General features: G+C 58.6%; 27 protein-coding genes. 15 read left to right on the plus strand and 12 right to left on the minus strand.

Going from position 1 to position 24681, the window contains the following annotated elements:
- Positions 1–95 precede the first annotated feature (95 nt).
- The 5 genes from KUV22_RS09480 to KUV22_RS09500 all read left to right on the plus strand — a co-directional run bounded on the left by KUV22_RS09480 (position 96) and on the right by KUV22_RS09500 (position 5691).
- Complete coding sequence (locus tag KUV22_RS09480) at positions 96–1130, plus strand: type IV pilus twitching motility protein PilT (protein WP_222230510.1); 1035 nt, start codon at positions 96–98, stop codon at positions 1128–1130.
- Between the two features lie 215 nt (positions 1131–1345).
- Positions 1346–2494 carry a PilT/PilU family type 4a pilus ATPase gene (locus KUV22_RS09485; RefSeq protein ID WP_222230512.1) on the plus strand — a complete coding sequence of 383 codons (1149 nt, stop codon included), beginning with the start codon at positions 1346–1348 and terminating at the stop codon, positions 2492–2494.
- 66 nt (positions 2495–2560) lie between these two features.
- Positions 2561–3337, plus strand: a complete 777-nt coding sequence (locus KUV22_RS09490; protein ID WP_222230514.1) for an SDR family oxidoreductase — start codon at positions 2561–2563, stop codon at positions 3335–3337.
- Positions 3338–3352: 15 nt separating this feature from the next.
- Positions 3353–3970, plus strand: a complete 618-nt coding sequence (locus KUV22_RS09495) for a LysE family translocator (RefSeq protein ID WP_222230516.1) — start codon at positions 3353–3355, stop codon at positions 3968–3970.
- Between the two features lie 32 nt (positions 3971–4002).
- Positions 4003–5691: an amidohydrolase gene (locus tag KUV22_RS09500; protein ID WP_222230518.1), complete on the plus strand. Its 1689-nt coding sequence runs from the start codon at positions 4003–4005 to the stop codon at positions 5689–5691.
- Between the two features lie 69 nt (positions 5692–5760).
- Here the strand turns inward: KUV22_RS09500 and KUV22_RS09505 are convergent, their stop codons facing one another.
- Positions 5761–6519 carry a LytR/AlgR family response regulator transcription factor gene (locus KUV22_RS09505; RefSeq protein WP_390625267.1) on the minus strand — a complete coding sequence of 253 codons (759 nt, stop codon included), beginning with the start codon at positions 6517–6519 and terminating at the stop codon, positions 5761–5763.
- Entirely contained in the window at positions 6516–7787 is a 1272-nt protein-coding gene (locus KUV22_RS09510; RefSeq protein ID WP_222230520.1) for a sensor histidine kinase, read from the minus strand. Before KUV22_RS09510 ends, KUV22_RS09505 begins: the two co-directional genes overlap by 4 nt.
- A gap of 100 nt (positions 7788–7887) precedes the next feature.
- Between KUV22_RS09510 and argH the strand changes: the two genes are divergently transcribed.
- A complete protein-coding gene (gene argH / locus KUV22_RS09515) occupies positions 7888–9300 on the plus strand; it encodes an argininosuccinate lyase (RefSeq protein ID WP_222230522.1) in 1413 nt (470 codons plus the stop codon).
- A 58-nt stretch (positions 9301–9358) separates the two neighbouring features.
- Here argH and cyaY read toward each other — a convergent pair whose 3' ends face one another.
- A complete protein-coding gene (cyaY, locus tag KUV22_RS09520; RefSeq protein ID WP_222230523.1) occupies positions 9359–9691 on the minus strand; it encodes an iron donor protein CyaY in 333 nt (110 codons plus the stop codon).
- A gap of 102 nt (positions 9692–9793) precedes the next feature.
- Between cyaY and lptM the strand changes: the two genes are divergently transcribed.
- From lptM to KUV22_RS09540, 4 genes are read left to right on the plus strand one after another with little or no spacing between them, the layout of a single operon-like run.
- A complete protein-coding gene (gene lptM, locus KUV22_RS09525; protein ID WP_222230524.1) occupies positions 9794–10063 on the plus strand; it encodes an LPS translocon maturation chaperone LptM in 270 nt (89 codons plus the stop codon).
- Entirely contained in the window at positions 10060–11319 is a 1260-nt protein-coding gene (lysA, locus tag KUV22_RS09530; RefSeq protein WP_222230526.1) for a diaminopimelate decarboxylase, read from the plus strand. The genes lptM and lysA overlap by 4 nt, the downstream gene beginning before the upstream one ends.
- A 46-nt stretch (positions 11320–11365) precedes the next feature.
- Positions 11366–12196: a diaminopimelate epimerase gene (gene dapF / locus KUV22_RS09535; RefSeq protein ID WP_222230529.1), complete on the plus strand. Its 831-nt coding sequence runs from the start codon at positions 11366–11368 to the stop codon at positions 12194–12196.
- Positions 12197–12255: 59 nt separating this feature from the next.
- Positions 12256–13017, plus strand: a complete 762-nt coding sequence (locus KUV22_RS09540) for a DUF484 family protein (protein WP_222230532.1) — start codon at positions 12256–12258, stop codon at positions 13015–13017.
- A 268-nt stretch (positions 13018–13285) separates the two neighbouring features.
- Here KUV22_RS09540 and KUV22_RS09545 read toward each other — a convergent pair whose 3' ends face one another.
- From KUV22_RS09545 to KUV22_RS09565, 5 genes are all read right to left on the minus strand, one after another.
- On the minus strand, positions 13286–13498 hold the full coding sequence (locus tag KUV22_RS09545) for a hypothetical protein (RefSeq protein WP_222230535.1): 213 nt from the start codon (positions 13496–13498) through the stop codon (positions 13286–13288).
- 422 nt (positions 13499–13920) lie between these two features.
- Positions 13921–14259 (minus strand): P-II family nitrogen regulator, encoded by a 339-nt coding sequence (locus KUV22_RS09550; protein WP_010133727.1) that lies wholly within the window; start codon positions 14257–14259, stop codon positions 13921–13923.
- A 115-nt stretch (positions 14260–14374) separates the two neighbouring features.
- Complete coding sequence (locus KUV22_RS09555; RefSeq protein ID WP_077399553.1) at positions 14375–15634, minus strand: ammonium transporter; 1260 nt, start codon at positions 15632–15634, stop codon at positions 14375–14377.
- A gap of 91 nt (positions 15635–15725) precedes the next feature.
- The gene (locus KUV22_RS09560) at positions 15726–16064 is read right to left on the minus strand and encodes a P-II family nitrogen regulator (RefSeq protein ID WP_222230538.1); all 339 of its coding nucleotides are present in this window, start codon (positions 16062–16064) and stop codon (positions 15726–15728) included.
- 56 nt (positions 16065–16120) lie between these two features.
- Entirely contained in the window at positions 16121–16843 is a 723-nt protein-coding gene (locus KUV22_RS09565; protein WP_222230540.1) for a TorF family putative porin, read from the minus strand.
- A 436-nt stretch (positions 16844–17279) separates the two neighbouring features.
- Between KUV22_RS09565 and KUV22_RS09570 the strand changes: the two genes are divergently transcribed.
- From KUV22_RS09570 to KUV22_RS09585, 4 genes are all read left to right on the plus strand, one after another.
- Positions 17280–17519 carry an accessory factor UbiK family protein gene (locus KUV22_RS09570; RefSeq protein WP_222230543.1) on the plus strand — a complete coding sequence of 80 codons (240 nt, stop codon included), beginning with the start codon at positions 17280–17282 and terminating at the stop codon, positions 17517–17519.
- Positions 17520–17620: 101 nt separating this feature from the next.
- Entirely contained in the window at positions 17621–19111 is a 1491-nt protein-coding gene (locus tag KUV22_RS09575; protein ID WP_222230546.1) for a YifB family Mg chelatase-like AAA ATPase, read from the plus strand.
- A 31-nt stretch (positions 19112–19142) separates the two neighbouring features.
- Positions 19143–19307 carry a DUF2256 domain-containing protein gene (locus KUV22_RS09580; RefSeq protein ID WP_222230548.1) on the plus strand — a complete coding sequence of 55 codons (165 nt, stop codon included), beginning with the start codon at positions 19143–19145 and terminating at the stop codon, positions 19305–19307.
- A 13-nt stretch (positions 19308–19320) separates the two neighbouring features.
- The gene (locus KUV22_RS09585; RefSeq protein ID WP_222230551.1) at positions 19321–20625 is read left to right on the plus strand and encodes a DASH family cryptochrome; all 1305 of its coding nucleotides are present in this window, start codon (positions 19321–19323) and stop codon (positions 20623–20625) included.
- A 23-nt stretch (positions 20626–20648) separates the two neighbouring features.
- Here KUV22_RS09585 and KUV22_RS09590 read toward each other — a convergent pair whose 3' ends face one another.
- From KUV22_RS09590 to KUV22_RS09605, 4 genes are read right to left on the minus strand one after another with little or no spacing between them, the layout of a single operon-like run.
- A complete protein-coding gene (locus tag KUV22_RS09590) occupies positions 20649–21194 on the minus strand; it encodes a GNAT family N-acetyltransferase (protein WP_222230554.1) in 546 nt (181 codons plus the stop codon).
- Positions 21184–21705, minus strand: coding sequence for a GNAT family N-acetyltransferase (locus tag KUV22_RS09595; RefSeq protein ID WP_222230557.1), 522 nt, complete (start codon positions 21703–21705; stop codon positions 21184–21186). Before KUV22_RS09595 ends, KUV22_RS09590 begins: the two co-directional genes overlap by 11 nt.
- The gene (locus tag KUV22_RS09600) at positions 21705–22160 is read right to left on the minus strand and encodes a YaiI/YqxD family protein (RefSeq protein ID WP_222230560.1); all 456 of its coding nucleotides are present in this window, start codon (positions 22158–22160) and stop codon (positions 21705–21707) included. Before KUV22_RS09600 ends, KUV22_RS09595 begins: the two co-directional genes overlap by 1 nt.
- The gene (locus KUV22_RS09605; RefSeq protein ID WP_222230561.1) at positions 22160–22393 is read right to left on the minus strand and encodes a DUF3565 domain-containing protein; all 234 of its coding nucleotides are present in this window, start codon (positions 22391–22393) and stop codon (positions 22160–22162) included. Before KUV22_RS09605 ends, KUV22_RS09600 begins: the two co-directional genes overlap by 1 nt.
- Positions 22394–22584: 191 nt before the next feature.
- Between KUV22_RS09605 and rep the strand changes: the two genes are divergently transcribed.
- Positions 22585–24618 (plus strand): DNA helicase Rep, encoded by a 2034-nt coding sequence (rep, locus tag KUV22_RS09610; protein ID WP_222230564.1) that lies wholly within the window; start codon positions 22585–22587, stop codon positions 24616–24618.
- The last annotated feature ends 63 nt before the right edge of the window (positions 24619–24681 follow it).

Consider the following 24681-nt stretch of genomic DNA (forward strand, 5'->3'; position numbering starts at 1 on the left):
TACTGGGACCCAACTTTTGCTCGGCGGGCATTCTATGTGCTTGCGGCCCCCGCGTCATATCGACCAGTGAATGTAAGAAGAATAAAGGTAGCAGTATGGACATTACAGAACTCCTCGCCTTCAGCGCCAAGCAGAATGCCTCGGATTTGCACCTCTCCGCCGGTCTGCCCCCGATGATCCGGGTAGATGGCGATGTGCGCCGTATCAACCTGCCGCCCATGGAGCACAAGCAGGTGCACGGCCTGATCTACGAGATCATGAACGACAAGCAGCGCAAGGACTACGAAGAGTTCCTGGAAACCGACTTCTCCTTCGAGGTCCCCGGTGTGGCCCGCTTCCGTGTGAACGCGTTCAACCACAACCGCGGCGCCGGCGCCGTATTCCGGACCATTCCTTCCAAGGTACTCACCATGGAAGACCTGGGGATGGGCCAGGTGTTCAAGCAGATCTCCGACACCCCGCGCGGCCTGGTACTGGTGACCGGCCCTACCGGTTCCGGTAAGTCCACCTCACTGGCGGCGATGATCGACTACATCAATGACAACAAATACGAGCACATCCTCACCGTAGAGGACCCGATCGAATTCGTACACGAATCCAAGAAGTGCCTGGTCAACCAGCGGGAAGTCCACCGCGACACCCACGGCTTCTCCGAAGCACTGCGCTCCGCACTGCGTGAAGACCCGGACATCATCCTGGTTGGTGAGATGCGAGATCTGGAAACCATCCGCCTGGCACTGACCGCCGCGGAAACCGGCCACCTGGTATTCGGCACCCTGCACACCACCTCCGCCGCCAAGACCATCGACCGTGTCGTCGATGTTTTCCCCGCGGAAGAAAAAGCCATGGTGCGCTCCATGCTGTCGGAATCGTTGCAAGCAGTAATCTCCCAGACTCTGCTCAAGCGCAACGGCGGCGGCCGAGTGGCGGCCCACGAAATCATGCGCGGCACCCCGGCGATCCGGAACCTGATCCGCGAAGACAAGATCGCGCAGATGTACTCCGCCATCCAGACTGGTGCCAACGTAGGTATGCAGACCATGGACCAGTGCCTGCAGGACCTGCTTGAGAAGCGCATCATCACTCGCGAAGTCGCGCGTGAAAAAGCGAAGATGCCAGAGAATTTCTAAATAGCGCCTGCGTTACTGATTAAACGAGCGCTTACGAAGTACTGAAATAAGAATTGAAGGCGAGGTGCCGGGTAGGGATTTTCAGGAGCGTCGCAAACAGGATGTTTGCGACGCAGCGCCCAGGGATGGGTTTACAGCGGTTCTGAAAATCCCTGCCCGGTGCCTCGCCGCCACCGAATAAAGTTAAGAACGAACACCCCACGCGGTAAATAAAAATGGAAATCGAACGACTTCTACAACTGGTGAGCGAAAAAGGCGCATCCGACCTGTTCATCACCGCCGGCGTACCAGCCTCCATCAAACTGCACGGCAAAATCGTTCCCGTCACCACCTCACCGCTGTCCCCGGAAAAAGCCCGGGAAATGGTTGTCGGCATCATGAACGACCGGCAGAAAAAAGAGTTCATCGAAAACAAAGAACTCAACTTCGCCATCTCCCTGCGCAACGTCGGCCGTTTCCGGGTATCCGCGTTCTTCCAGCGCAATCTCGTCGGCATGGTACTGCGTCGAATCGAAACCAAGATTCCCACCATCGACGGACTCGGCCTGCCCGAGCAGCTCAAAGAGCTGGCCATGACCAAGCGCGGCCTGATCATCTTTGTGGGCGCGACCGGTACCGGTAAATCCACCTCGCTGGCCTCCATGATCGGCCACCGCAACGAAAACTCGAAGGGTCACATCATCTCCATCGAAGACCCTATCGAATTTATCCACCAGCACCGTGGCTGTATCGTCACCCAGCGCGAAGTGGGCCTCGACACCGAATCCTTCGAGACCGCACTGAAGAACACCCTGCGTCAGGCTCCCGACGTCATCCTCATTGGTGAGGTGCGTTCGCGGGAAACCATGGACCACGCCATTGCCTTCGCCGAAACCGGCCACCTGTGTCTGTGCACCCTGCACGCCAACAACGCCAACCAGGCGCTGGATCGGATCATTCACTTCTTCCCGGCCGACCGCCACGAACAGCTGTGGATGGACCTGTCGCTGAACCTGCAGGCCATGGTCGCGCAGCAGCTGGTGCCGACACCGGATGGCGACGGTCGCCGCGCCTGTCTCGAAATCATGATCAACACCCCGCTGATGTCGGACCTGATCCGCAAGGGCGAGGTACACAAAATGAAGGAGCTGATGAAGCGCTCCGTCGAACAGGGTATGCAGACCTTCGACCAGGCGCTGTACGAACTGTATGACCGCGGCGAAATCACTTATGAAGACGCTCTCGCTCACGCCGACTCCGCGAACGACTTGCGCCTGATGATCAAGCTCAAGTCCGAATCCGACGCCGAGTACCTCAACAGCGCCGCCGACGAACTAAGCCTGGCCGGCGACAACGACAACAGCAGCGGCCCGCAGCTGTATTGATTCAATGCCCGGCGGGAGCCATTCAATAGGCTCCCGCCCACTCCTCTACTCCACGAGAAGTTCACTGTGAAATTCCAGGAACCGAATGATGCTTCCGGGAAACCCATCGCCCTGGTGACCGGTGGCAGCCGTGGTATCGGTGCCGCCACCGCCGCTTTACTTGCCGAGCAGGGCTATGACCTGTGTATTAGTTACCGTGCCCGCGAAGCGGACGCGCACCGCATCGTGGAAAAATGCCGGGCAATGGGTGCAAACACGATTGCCATTCAGACCGATATCACCGTAGAGGCCGACGTTGAACGGCTGTTCCGCGAAGTGGACCAGCAACTGGGCCGACTGAGTGCACTGGTAAACAATGCCGGCATGCTGCTTACCCAGTCGCGACTGGAAGATATGACCGCAACGCGTATCAATCAGATACTGCAAACCAATGTAACCGGCACCCTGCTTTGCTGCCGCGAGGCGGTGCGCCGTATGTCCACACTGCGCGGCGGCACCGGCGGCGCCATAGTCAATGTTTCCTCCGGTGCCGCGCGCAGCGGCTCACCCAATGAATATATCGATTACGCAGCCAGCAAAGGTGCCGTAGATACCCTCACCATTGGCCTGAGCAAAGAGGTGGCCAAAGAGGGAATTCGGGTAAGCGGCGTGCGTCCGGGTTTTATTCACACCGAAATGCATGCGGACGGTGGGGAACCGGATCGGATCGCGCGTCTTACGCCGCAGATTCCCCTCGGGCGCGGCGGCAAAGATACAGAAGTGGCCGCAGCCATCGCCTGGCTACTCAGCCAACAGGCGGCATACAGCACCGGTACCTTTATTGACGTGACCGGCGGCTGCTAAACAGGAACAGCATTTATGACATTCGTTAACACCCTCGCCCTGTTCGGCGCCATGATCGTACTGGCGGCAATTCCCGGCCCGGGCACTTTTGCCGTAATGGCGCGCTCAGCCAGTGGCGGTATGCTGCATGGCCTGGTCACCACCATTGGTATTGTGTTCGGTGACTATGTCTTTATCGCCCTGTGCCTGTCTGGCCTCGCCTATATTGCCGATGTGATGGGCAATGCCTTTGTGATCCTGAAATATGTGGGCGCGGCCTATCTGATCTGGCTTGGCCTCAGCCTATTGCGCGCGCGCGGTACCGCGGAGGTAAACGCAACGCCGAAGCAAAGTTCGCTCGCCTCCAGCTGGTTGCTGGGCCTGACGACGACGCTGGGCAACCCCAAGGCGATCCTGTTTTACCTGAGTTTTTTCCCCGCATTTCTGCCCATCACGGAAATTACCGTGATGGATACCATTATTATTTTCGTCGTTGTTACCCTGGCGGTAGGCGGTGTTATGTTGACCTATGCGTGGGCCACGGTGCGCGCACAGGCGATATTGAAAAACCGCGCCGAGAGCCGGCTATTTAATTATATCGGCGGCGCCACATTAATCGGCAGTGGTATCTGGATGGCCGCACGCGGTAACTGAGTTAAGCGACAGCAGTAACAATAAGAATATAAATGCACTACACGAACCTTCTACGTTTTCTGCTTATTATTTTCGGCGCATTGATTTGCGCCTGTTCAAGTTCCGATAAAGCCGACCGCATTTTCATCAACGGCACCGTGATCACGCTGGACGGGAACAACACCATCGCCGAGGCAATTGCGGTCAGCGAAGGCCGAATCCTCGCCGTCGGCAGCACCCGCGAAATCCAGGCGCTGGCCAGCATCGATACCGAAGCCGTCGACCTCGCAGGCAAAACACTACTTCCCGGCTTTGTTGCCGCTCACGAGCACCCCGCCATCAGCGCCGTGTTCGGCAACTTCCTCGATATGAGCGGCTTTACCCATGCCTCGGCAGCGGAAGCCTGGCAAGCTCTCGAGAATGAAATCGCCAACACTCCGCACGGAGAGTGGGTGTATGCCATGGGGCTGGATCCAATTCTGCTTGCGGACCTGCAAACACCCGACCGCGCACAGCTGGACGCGCTGGCACCCCACAACCCGGTATTTATTCTCGCGGCCAACCTGCACACCGCCTGGGTAAATTCTGCCGCTCTAGTCGCCGCCGGAATCGATGAAAGCACACCGCCGCCCGGTGAAGGCTCATATTTCGGGCGGGACGAAGACGGGCGCTTGAATGGCATGCTGGTGGAAAAGGAAGCGATGGAACCGTTTACCGCGGTGCACAAAAAACCACTCAAAGTGGCTGCGGCATACCAGGCGCGTCTGGATGACCTGCGTGCTGCGGGTTTCACCAGCGTGGCTTCCCTCGGCTTCAATGTACCCGCGTGGTTGGCACGCTGGGCCGCGAGCGATAACTTCGCGCCGCGTATTCGCCAGTTCTTTTACTATCGCGGTGAGAACCTGACCAAGCTGGATGGGAAACCGGATTTCGACAGCGATTTCTTCCGCGTACTCGGCGCCAAATTCTGGTACGACGGCTCACCCTACAGCGGCACCATGATGGTGGAGCAGCCCTATCGCGATAGCGCGCTCAGCGAGCAGTTAGGCATTGGCCATGGCAGTCACGGTGAGGCGGTGATTACCGAAGAGTCCTTCCGCGCTCAGCTGCGCGATAAAAATGCACGCGGCTGGCAAACCGCCACCCATGTGCAGGGTGACCGCGCCGCACAAGAATTTGTCGAACTGCTGCAGCGGGAATTCGACGCGCTGGATGCGCGCGAACGCGCAGCATTTATTGGCAGACGCCACCGGCTGGAGCACGGTCTTTTAGTCGACCGCGCAACGCTCGCACCAATGGCCAAGCTGGGCATAACCCCCAGCTTCCATATCAACCATCTCTACTATTACGGCGATGCGTTGAAAGAAAGTTTACTGGGCCCCGCGCGCACCGAACAAATTCTGCCGGTAAAAACCGCGTTTGATCTCGGCATGTACCCAACCCTGCACGCGGACAGCCCGATGTTCCCGGCCGAACCGTTTAGCCTGATGCAGACTGCCATCACCCGCATGTCCCGCGCCGGCACCCCAATCGGTCGCCATGAAGCGATTACCCCGCTACAGGCACTGCAGTCCATGACCATCAACGGCGCCTGGCAACTGGGGATGGAACGTGAGATCGGCTCGCTGGAAGTGGGTAAGTATGCGGACCTGGCGATTGTGGATCAAAATCCACTACAGACGCCTGCACAAAACTGGCGGAATATTCGGGTACTGGAGACCTGGATTGCCGGCAGGCGCTGAGCCTTTCCAGGCTTCTCACACTCAAATCGGCTCACACTCAAATCGGCTCACATTCAGGCCACCGCAGACTCAGGCCATTTCCGTAAGCAGCGCCTTGATACCGGCGAGCAAGCGGCGCGAAACCGCCGGGCGGTGCGCGCAGCCCGCCAGGGCTACCCGGTAGCCGTCGCCCTCTTTTTGCAGGCCGGTGATATGCGTCTTTGCCACAATGGTATTGCGGTGCACCCGCGCAAAACGCTGGCCAAATTCCGCTTCCAGCTCCTTCAGCGATTCGTCCAGCAATGTCTCGCCGGCACTGTGGTGGGCAATCACGTATTTATCTTCCGCCACGAAACAGCGGATATCTTCAATATTGAGCAGCTGTACACCGCGGCGGCTCACCGCCTTGATCTGGCGACGGCCACCCGTTGCTTGCGCGGGTTCCGCGTTGCGGTCCAGCAGTTGCGGTTTGCTCAGTCTTCGCGCCTGGGCAATCGCCTGTGCCAGTTGTTCCACATTGACGGGCTTGAGCAGGTAACCCGATGCAGCAACCGCAAAGGCAGGGAGCGCAAATTCGTCGTGGGCGGTGCAGAATATGATCGCGGGTGGATTGGGACGGTTGGAGATTTGGTTGGCGAGTTGAAGCCCGTTTTCTCCGGGCATTTCGATATCCAGTAACAGCAGGTCCGGGTCGAGTGAATCCAGCTGTTGTAACGCGCTTTCCCCATCGGCAGCTTCTCCCAGCAGTTGGCAACCATCAATACTCTGCAACTGTCGGGCCAGTCTGGCCCGCGCCAGTGGCTCGTCATCGACGATCAGCACTCCCAGAGGGCGTTCGGCGACATTCACAACGCCACCTCGTCTCGAGCGCTAGCTTGAGGTCGCTCGCTCCGGGCCGGTGCATGCACTGGCTGAGTTGATCTGGTTTCCACTTCCGCGTTCATCGGCAGGTGTAGTTCTACTTGGTAGACGCCACCTTTCTGCTCCGCGCTAAAGCGGAAGCGATTGCCGTAAAACGCGCTGAGACGCTGGCGAATATTTTCCATCGCCATACCGTTGCCATCGTGTGCATCAAGATGGGCATTGCGGTTGCGTGCACTCTCAGTGTTAGCTTCTGCAACTGGATTATGAATCGACAATAGCAGTTCGCGTACCTCACTGCCAATGACATTTTGACGAGCACTTTGCTGCTCGCGCACCGCGATTTCTATCACACCACCACCGCGCAAGCGCGCCACACCGTGCAGCACCGCGTTCTCCAGTAACGGCTGCAACAACATCGACGGCACCTGTAGGCCATCACTCACAACATCGACCTGCCACTCCTGTTGCAGGCGATCCCCGAGGCGCAGGGACTCAATTTCCAGATAGCGTTTTGCCAGCGCAATTTCCTGCTCCAGCGGTACCATTTTCGAGTCCGCCAGTGATGCGCGAAACAGCGCGGACAAATCCTCCACCAGCTTTTCTGCACGCTCTGCGTCCACAGCAATCAGGCTGGCGAGGCTGTTCATGCTGTTAAACAGGAAGTGCGGGCGAATGCGCGACTGCAACGCCTCGATACGCGCGCCGAGTTCGGCCTGCTGCTGGTTGTGCAACTGCTGTTGCACATAGGCGTAGCGCAACACCACTCCCGCGCAGATAGCGCCAACTAAGAAATTCGCCAGCAGCGACAGCCAATCGATAGAGGTGCTCGCCATATCCGCCGCCCACCAGTGCTGGCCGAGCAGCACCAGTAACAGCACCGCAAGTACCGCGCAGTAGCTGAGTGCAGCGGCGAGCTTGTGAGTAAGTTGTGCCAGGAATGGACGCAGGCGGCACAGAATGGCGGCGGCAGGCAGGGTCACCCACTGCACCGTAAGCGACACCAGCCCCAAGCGTTGCCAGTTAAACGGGTGGATACCATCGGTGGCGAGCACCAGCACCAAAGCCAACAGCTCGCCCATCAGAACCAGGGCAGTTACACCGGTCACACTGCACAGGTCGGGGAGGAAGTGGGGATACTGGGGAGTATCCGAATTGCCAGAATCCAGACGCGCAGAATCTTTGCCTTTGGGGGCAATTTTACGAATTTGCTGCGCTATAATGCCCGCCGCTTGCGCGGGCCGGGAAGATGTCATACCACTTTATCTTTATTCTGGAGCCGCTCTAGAGAGTAAAGAAGATACCGCCATCCCGGATCGACTTCCATATTCCAACGCACATTCGAGCAGAGGCAGCATGAGTAACGACAACGCATCCACCAACAATCCCGCAGCCAAGCTCTGGGGCGGCCGCTTCAGTGAAGCCACCGATGCGTTCGTGGAGCGCTTCACCGCCTCGGTAATGTTCGACCAGCGCATGGCACTGGAAGACATTCAGGGCTCCCTGGCCCACGCGCAGATGCTGTCCGAAGTGGGCGTACTCACCGCCGATGAATTCCAGCAGATCGCCGGCGGCCTCAAGGATATCGCCGAGGAGATCAAATCCGGTGACTTCCCCTGGTCGGTGGAGCTGGAAGATGTGCACATGAACATCGAAGCGCGCCTGACCGACCGCATCGGCGCCACCGGCAAGAAGCTGCACACCGGCCGCTCGCGCAACGACCAGGTGGCCACCGATATCCGCCTGTGGCTGCGCAACCGCATCGACCAGATCGCCGCCGAACTGACCCGCCTGCAGACCGGCCTGGTGAACCTGGCCGAGCAGGAAGCCGACACCATTATGCCGGGCTTCACCCACCTGCAGTCCGCGCAGCCGGTAACCTTCGGCCACCACCTGCTGGCCTGGAACGAAATGCTGACCCGCGACTTCGAGCGCCTGATGGACTGTCGCAAGCGTGTGAACCGCTCGCCGCTGGGTGCCGCGGCACTGGCCGGTACCAGCTACCCGATCAACCGCGCGCGCACCGCCGAGCTGCTGGGCTTTGATGCGCCCACCGAAAATTCGCTGGATTCCGTGAGCGACCGCGATTTCGCCATCGAATTCTGTGCCTTCTCCGCGCTGCTGCTGACCCACCTGTCCCGCGCCAGTGAAGAGCTGGTGCTGTGGACTTCCAGCCAGTTCGACTTTATCGACCTGCCGGACCGCTTCTGCACCGGTTCCTCGATCATGCCGCAGAAGAAAAACCCAGATGTGCCGGAGCTGGTGCGCGGCAAGACCGGCCGGGTAAACGGCCACCTGATTGCCCTGCTGACCCTGATGAAGAGCCAGCCGCTGGCCTACAACAAGGACAACCAGGAAGACAAGGAGCCACTATTCGACGCTGCCGACACCGCGCTCGACTGCCTGCGCGCTTTTGCCGATATGGCGCCGGCGCTTAAACCGAAGAAAGAAAACATGCTGGCCGCTGCCGGCAAGGGCTTCTCCACCGCCACCGACCTCGCCGACTACCTGGTGCGCAAAGGTGTGGCCTTCCGCGATGCCCATGAGATTGTCGGCCAGTCCGTGGCTTTCGCCATCGACAAAGACTGCGACCTCGCCGACCTCAGCCTCGCCGAACTGCAGAAGTTCTCTGACGTAATTGGCGACGATGTATTCGACGTGCTGACTCTGGAAGGCTCCGTCGCCGCCCGTGACCATATCGGCGGCACCGCGCCGAACCAGGTGCGCGCTGCGTGTGAGCGTGCCCGTACACTGATCTCCGCACGATAAGCAGGCATAAAAAAGCGGGCTTTTTGCCCGCTTTTTTATTGGTGTTGCACCGCCACAATCATAGGCCGAGGGCGACCGCACTCCCCTGCTGCTCGGTCAACACGCGGTCCAGCAAGGTCGGCAGGTCTTCACCGGTGGTGGTGCACTTCCAGCCGGGGTTTTCGAAACTCAGGTGGTAACCGCCGGAGCGCGCCGCCACCCACAACTCCTGCACCGCACTCTGGCGCGACAGAATCACCTGGGTGCCGTTGTCTTCCAGCACAATCGTGAGCACCGCATCCGCGCGCTCGTAATCCATATCCACATCGCAGTTATCCAGCGCATCTTCGATCGCAATCAGGGTTTCTTCGATGGCGGCGTTGTAGCTGGCTTGGGAGGCGGCCTGGGTCATAATTCGGTTACTTTTGTTACTGTGTTGCATTAGAGCGAGGGTCGCTATACTAGCAGGCTTTTCTGGTCTTCTCGTCCCGCGTCACGGCGGCAGGTATACCCAATGCGCACACAGCTGATTTCACTGACCGCCATCGTCGCGCTTTCCGCGACACTTGGCGCCTGCGGCCAGAAGGGCCCGCTCTACCTGCCGCAAGATCCAGCTGCGCCCGGCGCAACTGGCGCTCCGCGCGCCGCCAGTACGACCACCGGCGGTCACAGCCACGGGCAGCCTGTGAACAGTAGCGAGGAGAAGCGGAACAAAGCCGATTCTGCACAACAAGAACAAGACAACCACCAGCAACACACGGAAGCGGAAGCAGTATCCAAATGAGCGATTTTCACTATCAGCAGGGAAGCCTGTGGGCCGAGGGCGTCAGTCTCGAGGAGATTGCCGAACAGTTTGGCACTCCCACCTATGTGTACAGCCGCGCCCACTACGAGCGCCAGTATCAGGCTTACGCCGATGCACTGGGTGATCACCCAGGGCTGATCTGCTACGCCATCAAGGCCAACAGTAACCTGGGGGTCCTCTCGGTACTTGCGCAACTGGGTGCCGGTTTTGACATCGTGTCTGCCGGTGAACTGGAGCGCGTACTGATGGCGGGCGGCGACCCGGCCAAAGTCGTTTTCTCCGGCGTAGGCAAGACCGCCGACGAAATGCGCCGCGCGCTGTCAGTGGGTGTGCACTGTTTTAACGTCGAGTCGGAATCCGAGCTAAACCGCCTTGAAGCGGTGGCCGCCGAAATGGGCGTGACGGCGCCGGTGTCCCTGCGGGTGAACCCGGACGTGGATGCGAATACCCACCCCTACATTTCCACCGGCCTGAAAGAAAACAAATTCGGCATCGCCATCGAGCGCGCACGTGCGGTTTACGCGCGTATTGCGGACTCACAAAGCCTCAATGCGGTGGGCGTGGACTGCCATATCGGCTCGCAGCTGACCGAGCTTGCGCCTTTCCTCGACGCCCTCGACCGCCTGCTGGTATTGATCGATGAGCTCGCCGAAGATGGCACCAAGCTGAAACATTTGGACCTGGGCGGCGGCCTCGGCGTGCGCTACCGTGGCGAAGAGCCGCCGCAAGTGAGCGATTACCTCGGCGCGGTAAAAGAGCGCCTCGCTGGCCGTGACCTGGAACTGGTACTGGAGCCCGGCCGCTCCATTGCTGCCAACGGCGGCGCACTGCTGACCAAAGTGGAATTCCTCAAGCGCACCGAAGATCACAATTTTGCTATCGTCGATGCCGCCATGAACGACAACCTGCGCCCGGCTCTGTACCAGGCGTGGCAGGATATCGTTGCGGTCACCCCGTCCAACGGCAAAACCGAGAGCTGGGACATTGTCGGCCCGGTGTGCGAAACCGGCGACTTTCTCGGCAAGCACCGCCCACTGGCGCTCGAAGAGGGCCAGTTGCTGGCCATGCTGTCGGCGGGTGCGTACGGCTTTACCATGAGCTCCAACTACAACTCGCGCACCCGTGCCGCGGAAGTACTGGTAGACGGCGACAAGACCTACCTGGTGCGCGCGCGCGAAACCCTGGCGGACCTGGTGCGAGGGGAATCCACCGTGCCGGCCAAAGACGACCAGTAAACGCACAGCTAGAGCAGACGGAATAGACGGACAGGAAATACAGTAGATGCGGCTCAAATTCACCAAAATGCACGGACTCGGCAATGACTTTGTCATGGTCGACGGCATCACCCAGCGGGTGAAACTGTCGCCGGAAAAAGTCCGTCAGATCGCTGACCGGCACACCGGTATCGGCTGCGATCAGCTGTTGCTGGTGGAAGCGCCGCGCAATCCGGATGTGGATTTCCGCTATCGCATCTACAACGCCGACGGCAGCGAAGTGGAAAACTGTGGCAACGGAGCGCGCTGCTTTGCCCGCTTCGTGCGCGACCGCCGCCTTACCAGTAAAGAGCACATCCTGGTGGAAACCGCCGCGGGTATTCTCGAGCTCAAGGTGCAGGAAAAGGACCAGGTGAGCGTCGACATGGGTGCACCGGTGCTGGAGCCCTCCGAGGTACCGTTTCAGGCGGACATTCAGGCAGAGTCCTACCCGCTGGAAGTCGACGGCGAAACCTATAACGTCGGCGCCGTTTCCATGGGCAACCCACACGCGGTGCTGCTGGTGGATGACGTCACCAAGGCGCCGGTCGACAGCCTCGGTGCCGCCATTGAATGCCACCCGCGCTTCCCTGCCCGCGTCAACGTGGGCTTTCTGCAGATTGAAGAGCGCGGTAAAGCGCGCCTGCGGGTGTTTGAGCGCGGCGTCGGCGAGACTCGCGCCTGCGGAACCGGCGCCTGTGCCGCGATGGTGTCCGCACGACTGCGCGGGTTGGTGGATGAAGAGGTGCAAATCACCCTGCCAGGTGGCACCCTGACGATTCACTGGCCGGGGCCCGGCGAGCCGGTTACCATGACCGGACCCACTGCCTCCGTATACCACGGCCAGATTATTCTCTGAGCCCGTTTACGCTTTGCACGCAGTGACTGCGATTTCGACAATACATAACGAACCCGAACATGACCGATCACAGCGACGCCCCCCTGCTCGATAGCGAAGTCGAAGCCAATCTGGACAAACTGGAAGCGGCCGACAGCGAAAACCAGCGCAACAAAAAGCTGCTGTCGCGACAGGTGGCCCGCTACCTGATCCAGAACCCTACGTTTTTCGCCGAGAATATGGAATTGCTGGAGACCATCCAGCTGCCGAAAGAATCCGGCAAGACCGTGTCGCTGATGACGCACCAGACCAACCTGCTGCGCGAACGCAATATCGAAATGCGCCAGCGTCTCGACCAGCTGCTGCAGGCCGCACGGGACAATGACCAGCTGTTTATGCACAGCCGCCAACTGGTGCTGGCGCTGCTGGAAGCGCGCAGCGTGGGCGAAGCGGGCGATGCGCTGCTGCGCAGCTTCGCCGATGACTTCAGGGTAGAAACCACCTCACTAACCGTATTTGGCCCCCTGCCCGGTTCCGGTAAACACCTCGGCCAGGTGCGCACCAGCAGTCGCGTCAGCGCGGAAAATGCGATTGGCTCCATTCTGCGCAACGGTCGCACCGTGTGCGGCACCCTGCGCCCATCTGAAACCACCTACCTGTTCGGCGACGCCGCCGACAAGGTGGCATCGGCGGCGGTGGTACCACTGGCAGGCCAGCTCGGCATCCTCGCGGTGGGCTCCAGTGACCCCAATCACTATCGCTCCAGCCTGGGCACCCTGTTCCTGTCGTATATCGGTGAAGTGCTCGAGCGCCTGCTGCCCGACCTGCTGGCGCGCAGCTAATCCCGCTGCACGCTCTCATCTCACGCCGCGCGCGTCGCCACCTACACACCACATATCCGCAGGGTTGCCTGCAGGCCTGCGTAACAAGTGGTGAAGGGAAACGAGAAGCGGAAGGAGAGGTGAAAGAAAGACGTGAAAAAGGGGCGAGTTCGGTAGAGAACTGGACCCCGGCACGGGCCGGGGTGACGCATTCAATCGGCGGGTGAGCCCCTTCAATCTGTCGTCTTGCCGGCCGAACCGGCACCCAGTATTTCCTGTTCCAGTGCGCTTAGATCGGCCGACTGCCGTACTTCGGCTGCGGCTTGCGCGGAGGGTCAGCAGTTACATCTGGCGCCACTTCATCGATGGCGCCGCCTCTGGCGAGAAAGGCCTCGACTTCGGCACTCAGTTGACTGCGGGCCCGCTGGCGGGAGGAAAGCGTGCGCTCTTCGGCGAAATCCTCATTGTCTTTCGATCGAGCGCTGGACTGGTCGTCTTTCATGTCAATTACCCTGTAACTTGATACCCCTGTTACAGAGGGAATACCCCTGCTGCCGCAGCACATCTCCGACATGCGTCATCGCTTGGCGGCAACTTTGCCTTTTCTCCCGCCGGTAAAAAACCGGCGCGGGAAAAACAGCAAATAAAACTCGCCAAGCAGAAGATTACCTGCGGCGAAATATTTATAGGCAGTGTCCAACCAGCCTGCCAGAAAAGGTTCCCTTTTCCGGTAGAGTTTTTTTGTGCGATTTTTGCCCGATTTATTGCTGTTGGTTATGCTTTTTTCGGCGCCACAATTACGACGTCATCCACAGCGACAAAAGCTTTTAGCCGCCAGGCAACGCACGCCTATTCAACATTTCTTTCACGCACAAAAAAGCCCCGCAAAGCGGGGCTCATAAAACACTGTGTCCGATTCTTTGATCAGACCGCTTCGCTGCCGGTTTCGCCGGTACGAATACGGATTACTTCTTCGAGCGCAGTGATAAAGATTTTGCCGTCACCGATCTTGCCGGTTTGCGCCGCTTTGGTGATGGCTTCTACAGCGCTATCTACCATGTCGTCGCCAACCGCCAGCTCCAGCTTAACCTTGGGCAGGAAATCTACGACGTATTCAGCGCCACGGTAGAGCTCGGTGTGGCCTTTCTGACGGCCAAAGCCCTTCACTTCGGTCACGGTCATGCCCTGCACGCCCACTTCAGACAGCGCGGTGCGCACGTCGTCCAGTTTGAATGGCTTTACAACAGCCGTAATCAATTTCATGACTTATCCCCTAATTATGTTTCTTGCGGGTACCGGCCCGAAAACCGGTACCGGAAGATTCCTTACTGCCGTCGATATTGGGAGCCCAACTATCGACGGCCTTCTTTAAGAGCAATTACTTGCTAGTAAATTCCGGATAAGCTTCCATTCCGCACTCGGCCAAGTCAACACCTTGTTGCTCTTCTTCTTCGGTAACACGGATACCGGTGATGAGCTTCAGGGCGTACCAGACTACGAAGGAGGCAGAGAATACCCAGCCAAAGATGGTAGCAGCGCCAATCAGCTGACCGCTGAAGGAAGAGCCATCGTTGGTAACCGGTACCAGCAGCAGACCCAGCAGACCAACAACACCGTGTACGGAGATGGCACCAACAGGATCGTCGATGCGCAGCTTGTCCAGGGTGATGATGGAGAAGACTACCAGGATGCCACCCAGCGCGCCGAACAGAGTCGCCTGCAGAGGAGTCGGGGTAGAAGGCTCAGCGGTGATCGCTACCAGGCCAGCCAGTGCGCCGTTCAGCAGCATGGTCAGGTCGGCTTTACCGAACAGGATGCGGCCAGTAATCAGGGCGGCAACAGCACCACCCGCAGCAGCGGCGTTGGTGTTCAGGAATACCAATGCAACAGAGTGTGCACTTGCAGCATCGCCCAACTTCAGTACGGAACCGCCGTTGAAACCGAACCAGCCCATCCACAGGATGAAGGTACCCAGGGTAGCCAGCGGCAGGTTGGCACCAGGAATCGCGTAGATTTCGCCGTTCTTGCCGTATTTACCTTTACGTGCACCCAGCAGCAGTACGCCAGCCAGAGCAGCAGCGGCACCAGCCATGTGTACGATGCCGGAACCGGCGAAGTCGGAGAAGCCCAGGTCGCCCAGGTTGTACAGGCCGAATACATCGCCGCCGCCCCAGGTCCAGTTACCTTCCAGCGGGTAGATGAAACCGGTCAGAGCAACTGCGAAGATCAGGAAGCTCCACAGCTTCATGCGCTCGGCAACCGCACCAGATACGATGGACATTGCGGTAGCAACGAACACAACCTGGAAGAAGAAGTCGGAAGCACCGGAGTACACGGAATCGCCTTCGAAACCGTTCTCAGCAGATGCAGTCAGAACATCGGTAAGGCTGAAGGCCTCGATGCCACTCAGCAGCCAGCCGCCGCCGTACATGATCGCGTAACCGCTGATCAGGTACATGGTGCACGCAATCGCGAACAGCGCTACGTTTTTAGTAAGAATCTCGGTGGTGTTCTTAGAACGCACCAGGCCTGCTTCCAGCATGGCAAAGCCCGCTGCCATCCACATAACCAATGCACCACACACGAGGAAATAAAATGTATCAATTGCGTACTGCAACTGAAAAATTTGATTTTCCATTTTTCGCTCCGTTTAACCCAAACTAGTCCGGGTTACCCCGGCAGTTGTTGTCTATTGATCAAAGAATCGTTTTGGCAATCTGTTCTATTAATTAGATCGCTTCTGCGCCGGACTCGCCGGTACGAATGCGGATTGCCTGCTCAAGGTTTGCAACAAAGATCTTGCCGTCGCCGATCTTGCCGCTTTGCGCTGCTTTACCAATTGCTTCCAGCACGGCATCCACCTGGCTGTCTTCAACGGCAATTTGCAGCATGGTTTTGGGCAGAAAATCCACTACGTACTCCGCTCCACGATAGAGCTCGGTATGTCCTTTCTGCCGCCCAAAACCTTTTACTTCGCTCACGGTAATGCCATTTACACCGGCTTCTGCCAGGGAATCGCGCACTGCGTCGAGCTTGAAAGGTTTGATGATTGCGGTTACCAGTTTCATGGTCTCCCCCCTAAATAATTAAGCCCACTCAAAGAGCGGGCTCATTTTTGTTGCTGTTACCAGCTGTAAGAAGCACCAGCCAGAACGGTCGGCTCACACCAATCGGTCAGGAAGCACTCTTCGTCGCTTACGTCGGTACCAACCAGGGAAGCGCTCAGGGCCAGGCCGCCGAATTCTTTACCTACAGATACGGAGTAGTCGATGTAAGAATCGGAACCGTTCAGGAAGATTTCTTCGTCAAACAGGTTCAGGCCAGCGCTCAGGTCCAGGGAAATGTCGTTGGCCAGGCTGAAGGAGTAGCCAGCGTTCAGGTAGTAGAACGCACCACTCTGCAGCCAGTAGTCGTCGGAGTAAGCGAAGCCAACAGAAGCGTCGCCGAAGCTCAGGCTACCGTAAACTTCCTGGTAGTCTTCGTCCTGATCGCTACCGTGGTAGGCGTAGTAGATGTAGCCAACGTCGTAGCCAACACCGCCGGCAGTTTCACCGGCGTAACCGCCATAGAAGTCCTGTTCGAAATCGGTTTCGTCAGCACCGTAAGCGAAGTCAACCTGGGAAGCCCAGGTACCTGCGTAAAAGCCGTTGCCCAGGTCCAGATCTACACCAGCCTGAACAGCAGGGTTGCTGTCGGACTGAGAAATACCGCGGAAACGGTAGTCGGTAACAACACCAACATTGGCGCTGAAGCTGGGGCCAGATTCTTCGGCAGTAGCGGCGCTGGAAATAGCCATCGCCAGAACGCTACCGGATACGATTGCTGCAACTTTTTTATTGAATCCCACTTTTAGGTTCTCCTAGATCTCTGTGTGAAATATTTGTTTTGTATTTTTTATGTAACGGCGCTGACTACGTCGGGGAGACGACACTGACCGCTCTCGCCCGGGTGCTTCACTAGAAGACCTGTTCCCTGCCTTCGTTACCAGGGCGATTCGCTGAGACTACTTGCAGAGTTAGTGCCAACTTTTAAAAAGCCATAAAAATCAAGGAGTTAGATCTATATTTGGACATTTCTCACAGAAATCGCCACGACCGCCTCACACCGCTGCGCAAAAATAGTGCGCACCAAAATGGAACCTGCACCCAAAGTGGGCACCAATCTGAGCTGACTTGCCGGTGCGTGACCTAAATAGGAGCAGCGCCAGATTGCCTTGGTAGGAAATCCGGGCTGCGGTACTATTTGCAGCTACGAATATCGTGTTTTGTAGTGGAGAATTGCGCTTGGCCGCGGAAAAATTGCAACAGTTACTCAATGAACTGCAACAACAAGGGGCAGTCATCAGCAGCGATCTGAAGGATGCGCTGGCGGTGGCGCTGGGCAAACTCCCGCTGGTAAGCCAGCAGGAGTTCGATATTCAGGCCGCCAAACTGGCGCGTGCAGAGGAAAAGCTCGCGCAACTGGAAACGCAGATCGGCGCGCTGGAACAACAACTGGAACAACAGCTGCAAGATCCGCAGTAACTGCCACACCCAGTTACACAGCAAAGCTGCGGGTTAATTTGTCTCGCAGCCGCTCGCAATGAGCAAAAACTTTCACGGAAGACATTTTTTCAGGACGAAAAGTGAGCCTATCCATTACCTATGCCCGTGCCCAACTGGGGGTCGCGGCGCCACTGGTCACCGTAGAAACCCATCTCGCCAACGGTTTGCCCGCATTCAATATTGTCGGCTTGCCGGAAGCCGCCGTGCGCGAGAGTCGCGATCGCGTGCGCAGCGCCATTATCAACAGTCATTTCGAGTTTCCCCAGCGACGCATCACCGTCAATCTGGCGCCCGCCGATCTACCCAAGGCCGGCGGGCGCTACGATCTGGCGATTGCCCTGGGCGTGCTGGCCGCCTCCGGCCAGATACCCGGGGAAACCCTGGAGCAGCTTGAATTTATCGGTGAGCTGGCCCTGTCCGGCGGCCTGCGCCCGGTGCCCGGGGGGCTGCCGGCGGCCATGGCCTGCGGCGACAGCGGCCGCACCCTGGTGATTTCGGCAGAGTCGGCGCCGGAAGCGGCGCTGATCAAGACCCCGGTCAAATCCGCCACCAGCCTGCTGCAGGTCTGTGCGCAACTGCACGGGCGCGAGCCCTTGCCCGATGCCGTCGGCGATGAACCCATAGAAGAAGCACTGTATGCGGACCTCGCTGACGTGCGCGGACAGCTGAAGGCACGGCGCGCTCTCGAGGTGGCCGCCGCTGGATCGCACAATCTGTTGTTTTACGGACCACCGGGCACCGGCAAAACCATGCTCGCCAGCCGCCTGCCGGGAATACTGCCGCCATTGACCGAGCGCGAGCGCATCGAGGTAGCCGCGCTCTATTCCAGTGCAGGGCTCGCGCGGGAGAGCCAAAGGCCCTTCCGTGCACCACATCATTCCGCTTCACCTACCGCACTGGTGGGCGGAGGCAGCAACCCGCGCCCGGGGGAAATCAGCCTCGCCCACCGCGGCGTACTGTTTCTCGACGAGATGCCGGAATTCCCCCGTGCGGCGCTGGAGATTCTGCGCGAGCCACTGGAGAACGGCGAGGTACGCATTTCCCGCGCCCGCGCCCAGGTGACCTTTCCCGCCCAATTCCAGCTGGTTGCGGCAATGAACCCCTGCCCCTGCGGCTATCTGGGAGAATCCCGCTGCCGCTGCACCCCGGATCAGATCGACCGCTACCGCAACAAACTCTCCGGCCCGCTACTGGACCGCATCGATATGCAGGTAGAAGTCGCCAGCATGAGCGCGGCCCAACTGCAGGATTCGCCCGCTGGAGAATCCTCGGCAGTGGTACGGGATCGGGTGCGCAGCGCACGTCAGGCGCAATTGCAGCGGCAAGGGAAGATCAACGGCGAGCTGCAGGGCAGTGAACTGGATGAATACTGTCGTTTGGGAAAAGCCGAGAGCGCACTGTTGCGCGCCTCGGTAGAAAAGCTCGGGCTGTCTGCGCGCAGTTACCACCGGGTACTGCGAGTGGCACGCACCCTGGCGGACTTGAGTGAGCAGGAACATATCGGCACAGCGCACATCGCCGAGGCTCTGGCCTACCGCAACCTCGATCGCAAAACCGTTATCCCTGCCTGAGCATGCCGTCTATTTCACACTAGAGTAGAAAGTGACTCGGAAAAGCGCGCTACCCGAAAAAACCTGCCCGGTATGCGGGCGCCCCTTCAGCTGGCGGCAGAAATGGAAGCGCTGCTGGCATGAAGTGCGTTACTGCAGCGAACGCTGCCGGCGGCAGCGCCGCAGAAGCACGACGAAAACTAGCGATGAAAAATAGCGGCGGAGGCTAAATGAAGCTGGTCTGGTTTCTCAATAATCTGCGCAGCCATGACAATCAGGCGCTGACTCGGGCCTGCACTCCAGAGCATGGTGATGAACCAGTTATCGCACTCTACTGTTTTGATCCACAATTTTTCAGCAATGATCCATTCGGATTCCCGCGCACTGGAAAATTTCGCGCGCAGTTTCTCCTGCAGAGTCTGGAAGATTTACAACAGCAGCTAACCGACCTCAATATTCCGCTGCTGATACGCCAAGGTGCGCCGGCACAAGTGATTCCACAACTGGTCACCGAGCACAGGGTAACCGAGCTGTTTTTGCAACGTGAGTGGACGCGCGATGAACGCACTGCGCTGGCGTCCCTGCAAGCGGCACCGGCCATGGACGCAGTGCACTTCCACACCGATTACGACCAATTTCTTATTCACCCCGACGACCTGCCGTTTGCGGAAGTCGCAGCGTTGCCAGAAGTGTTTACCCAGTTCCGCAAGGTGGTCGAGCAACAGTTACCCATACGCTCGCCACTGCCCACCCCCACAGCGCGAGCCGTAAAAAACCTCACCTCGGCGGGTGGCAGCTCGCCGTTACCGGCTCTCGAAGTACTTGGTCTGGAACAGACCGTAGCGGATCCACGCAGTGCTTTTCCCTTTGTCGGCGGTAGTTCCGCGGGCAGGCAGCGCATGGAAGACTATTTTTGGCGTAGCGAAAACATTACTCGCTACAAGCACACCCGCAACGGATTAGTCGGCACCGAGTACAGCAGCAAGCTCTCCGCCTGGCTGGCCAATGGCAGCCTGTCGGCACGGGAGGTGTATGCCGAACTGAAACGTTTCGAGCGGGAGGTACAGGCCAACGAAGATACCTACTGGCTGCAGTTTGAACTGCTGTGGCGCGACTACTTCAAATACATATCACTCAAGCACGGCGATCGCCTGTTCGCTCTCAGCGGTATTCGCGCACGGGAATACGAATGGCAGCTGGATCCGGAAAAACTCGCGGCATGGATAGACGGGCGCACACCCTACGACTTCGTCAACGCCAATATGCGCGAATTCGCCGCCACCGGCTGGATGAGCAACCGCGGGCGGCAGAATGTGGCGAGCTACTGGGCGAAGGAATTACAGCAGGACTGGCGCGCCGGCGCCGCCTGGTTTGAAAGCCAGCTCATCGACTATGACGTGCACAGCAACTACGGCAATTGGATGTATAACAGTGGCGTGGGGAATGATCCGCGCGACCGGCGATTTAATATCGAGCGGCAAGCGGAAAATTACGATCCGGATAAACAGTATCGCACGTTGTGGTTAGGTAATTAGCTGAAATTAAACACGCACAACGATCACGCAGATCGCGATAGCCGGTACAACACATGGTCCTGCATCGGGTGCCCGGCGGGTAATCCCGGATGCAAAAAGTTATCTTCCCGCACCATGCCCAGCTTTTCCATCACCGCGCGCGAACGCAGGTTGCCAGCTACGGCAAACGAGACAATTTCCTCAAGCCCTAACCGGGTAAACCCGTACTCGATACTCGCACGCGCGGCTTCTGTAGCGTACCCCTTACCCCAGGCTGCGGGGGCCAGGCGCCAGCCAATCTCCACCGCCGGGGCAAACGGCATATCGTCGGTAACATTTTTGATGCCAACGAAGCCAATAAATTGCTTGTCTGCCAGAGTTTCTACCGCCCAGAAGCCCCAACCGTGCTTGTCGATATGCGCAATCTGGCGGTCGACGCCGGCATCACTCTCTTCACGGCTCAGCAGCTTGGGGAAATATTCCATCACCACCGGGTCAGCGTTCATTGCGGCAAACGGTGCCCGGTCGCTATCGCGCCATTGACGCAAACACAGGCGCGGCGTTTTTATCTGGTCGGAATTATCCTGCATCGTCGCCCTCCCTAATTACACTTATAACCGAGGCCACCATGTAATAACAGATATCCAGCCCCTGTTCCGGTTCTGGATACTCGCACTGCTGAAAACCCAGTTTTTGATACAGCGCCAGTGCCCGGGGATTATCTTTCAGCACAAACAGGGAAGCGCGCTCGAGTTGTAGTTCTTTACTACCGTGAGCTAACAGCTGGGTTACCAGCTGCCTGCCCAATCCTGCACCGCGCACCTTGGGCGACACGATCAGGCGCGCCAGGTGGCAACAATCCAGACGGTTGTAATACTGGCCGAACGCCAGAATTTCACCCTCCGCCCCTTGCAGCACGAAAGTGGGCAGGTCCTGCCAGCGGCAGTCGCGGGAAAAACTGTGCTGGTCAAACGGGTATTCAAACCAGGTCCCAGCCCACTGTCGACACGCCTGTTCGCTATCAATCCAGGACATCAATTCCGGTATGCAGTTAGCGGTAAACGGGACCAGCTCGGCTTTTATGGTTTCGCGTAACGGCACTAGGTTTTTCTCCTTTGCACCAACCAGCGGTCCAGCTGATCGGCAAACGCCTTGCGCTCCTGTTGCCCGAGCGGCGGCGGCCCACCGGTATGCACACCACTGGAGCGCAAGGTCTCCATAAAATCGCGCATGTTCAGGCGCGCGCGAATATTGGCCTTGGAATATTTCTCACCGCGCGGATTCAACGCGGTGGCACCCTTGTCGATCACTTCCGACGCCAGCGGGATATCCGCGGTAATAATCAGGTCGCCCGCCTCACAGCGCTGCACGATTTCGTTATCGGCCACGTCAAAGCCCGAGGTTACCTGTACCGCGCGGATGTATTGGGAGGGCGGCACGCGCACATACTGGTTGGCCACTAGGGTCAGCTCGGTCTCGGTGCGCTCGGCGGCGCGAAACAGGATTTCTTTGATAACGGTGGGACACGCATCGGCGTCCACCCAGATCTTCGGCATTAATTGGACTCTCTCGATTGTGAGGGCGGCTGTTCATCCAAGGGGACACCCTCGTCGCACTTTTTGCACTGGAGTTTGAACCCCAGCATCTTGGCCCGGCCCTCCGGGGTAGTGACCCACGGCCGATTTTGCCACGGCGGGTCGTGACGCACATGCTGGTTGTGGCCACAGGCCAGCTGCGCCACCCAGTGATCCTCGTCATCGCGATGGTAGCCGGTTATCGGCTGCTGCATAGCGCTCCCTCTTGCTGCTCAACCCCATCTCGTTTGGGCGCCCTTTATAGACAAAATCCTGTTGCAGGTAAAAGCGGCGGCCTGCTGGTCACAATAAAACCTCACCACAGGCACAGCCAAGCCGCCCTTGCGCTGGTAAAATCGCCAGATTCTGTCGCCCAACCCAGCTGTATCTCGATCCTGTTTCGCTTATGACCAAGCTCAATCCACGCCAGGCGGAAGCCGTCAAATACATCGACGGCCCCTGTCTGGTACTGGCCGGTGCCGGCTCCGGCAAGACCAGTGTAATTACGCGAAAAATCGCCTATCTGATCGAAGAATGCGGCTATCAGGCACGAAACATCGCTGCACTGACGTTTACCAACAAGGCCGCGCGGGAGATGAAGGAGCGGGTCGGCAAGCTGGTTACCGGCGCCGATGGCAAGAAATCCAAGGCCTCCCACGGCCTGACCGTGTCTACCTTCCACAACCTCGGCCTGAACATCCTGCGCAAGGAATACCGCGCCGCCGGCTTCAAGCCGGGCTTCTCCATCTTCGACGCCGAGGACGCCCGCGCCCTGATCAAGGAGCTGATGCTGCGCGATGGCGACCTGGATACCGACCTGCTGGATCGGGTACAGAACCAGATTTCCAACTGGAAGAACGACATGCTCACCCCGCGCAAGGCGCTGGAAATGGCGCAGAGCCCCGGTGAGCAGGCCATGGCGGTGGCCTACGGGCGCTACTGCGACGCCCTCAAGGCCTACAACTCCGTGGACTTTGACGACCTGATCATGATTCCGGTGGAGCTTTTCGATACAGACCCCGAGCTGCTGCAGCGCTGGCGCCGCAAGATCCGCTACCTGCTGGTGGACGAATACCAGGACACCAACAGCTCCCAGTACCTGCTGGTGAAAATGCTGGTGGGTAGCGGCGGTGGCCTCACCGTGGTGGGTGACGACGACCAGTCCATCTACGCGTGGCGCGGAGCGCGCCCGGAAAACATGAGCCAGCTGAAGCAGGACTACCCCAACCTGCGCCTGATCAAGCTGGAGCAGAACTACCGCTCCACCAGCCGTATCCTCAAGGTGGCCAACCACCTGATCGCGCACAACCCGCACGAATTCGACAAGGCACTGTGGTCCGACCGCGGCCTCGGTGACGAGATCCGCGTGCTTAAGGTGGCCAACGAAAACGAGGAAGCCGAGCGCGTCGCCAACGAGATCTTCCTGCAAAAGGCCCGCCGCGGCTGCAAGTTTATGGACTTTGCCGTGCTCTACCGCGGCAATCACCAGGCGCGCCTGATCGAAATGAAACTGCAGGAAAACCAGATTCCTTACCAGCTGTCCGGTGGCACCAGCTTTTTTGCCCGCGCCGAGATCAAGGACGTAATGTCCTACCTGCGCCTGCTGGTCAACCCGGACGACGACAACGCCTTCCTGCGCATTATCAACACCCCGCGCCGCCAGATCGGCACCAGCAGCCTGGAAGCCCTGGGCAACTATGCCAAAGGGCGCGAGATCTCCATGCTGAGCGCGTGTACCGAGATCGGCTTCAAGGAGCACATCTCCGAGGCCGGTTACGAGCGGTTGAACCGCTTCGCCCTGTGGCTCGAAGGGGTGGCGCGCAACTGTGCCAACAACAGCGCCGAATCGGCACTCCGCGAGATGCTCGACGATATCGATTACGCCGGCTGGCTGTCACAAAATGCCAGTAGCGAGAAGGTGGCCGAGAAGCGCATGGAAAACGTGTACTGGCTGCTCGACTCGCTAATGAAAACCATGGAAGGGACCGACGACGAACTGGAACAGGACGTGCGCCTGGAGCAGGCGATCTCCAAACTGATCCTGCGCGACATGCTCGACCGCCAGGAAGAGGAAGAAGCCACCGACAAGGTCAGCCTGATGACCCTGCACGCGTCCAAGGGGCTGGAATACCCGCACGTGTTTATGATTGGTATGGAAGAAAATTTGCTTCCGCACCGCAACAGCATCGAAGACGACAATATCGAGGAAGAGCGTCGCCTCACCTACGTGGGCATTACCCGCGCGCAGAAAACCCTTACTATGACCCTCGCCGGCAAGCGCAAAATGTTCGGGGAAAATCAGGATACGACGCCGAGCCGCTTCCTCGAGGAACTGCCCGATGAAGACTGTATCTTCGAGGGCTTTGGCAAGGCGACGCCGGAGCAGAACCAGGCCAAGGGTAATGAGACGCTGGGATCGTTGCTAAGTATGTTTGACTAGGTGGAAACGGGCGGCGCTATACATAGGGTGCTATCCATAGATAGCACCGCCGTCACCTCGGCA

Origin of the sequence: Microbulbifer agarilyticus, assembly GCF_019800665.1 — a bacterium.
GTDB classification, from domain to species: domain Bacteria; phylum Pseudomonadota; class Gammaproteobacteria; order Pseudomonadales; family Cellvibrionaceae; genus Microbulbifer; species Microbulbifer agarilyticus_C.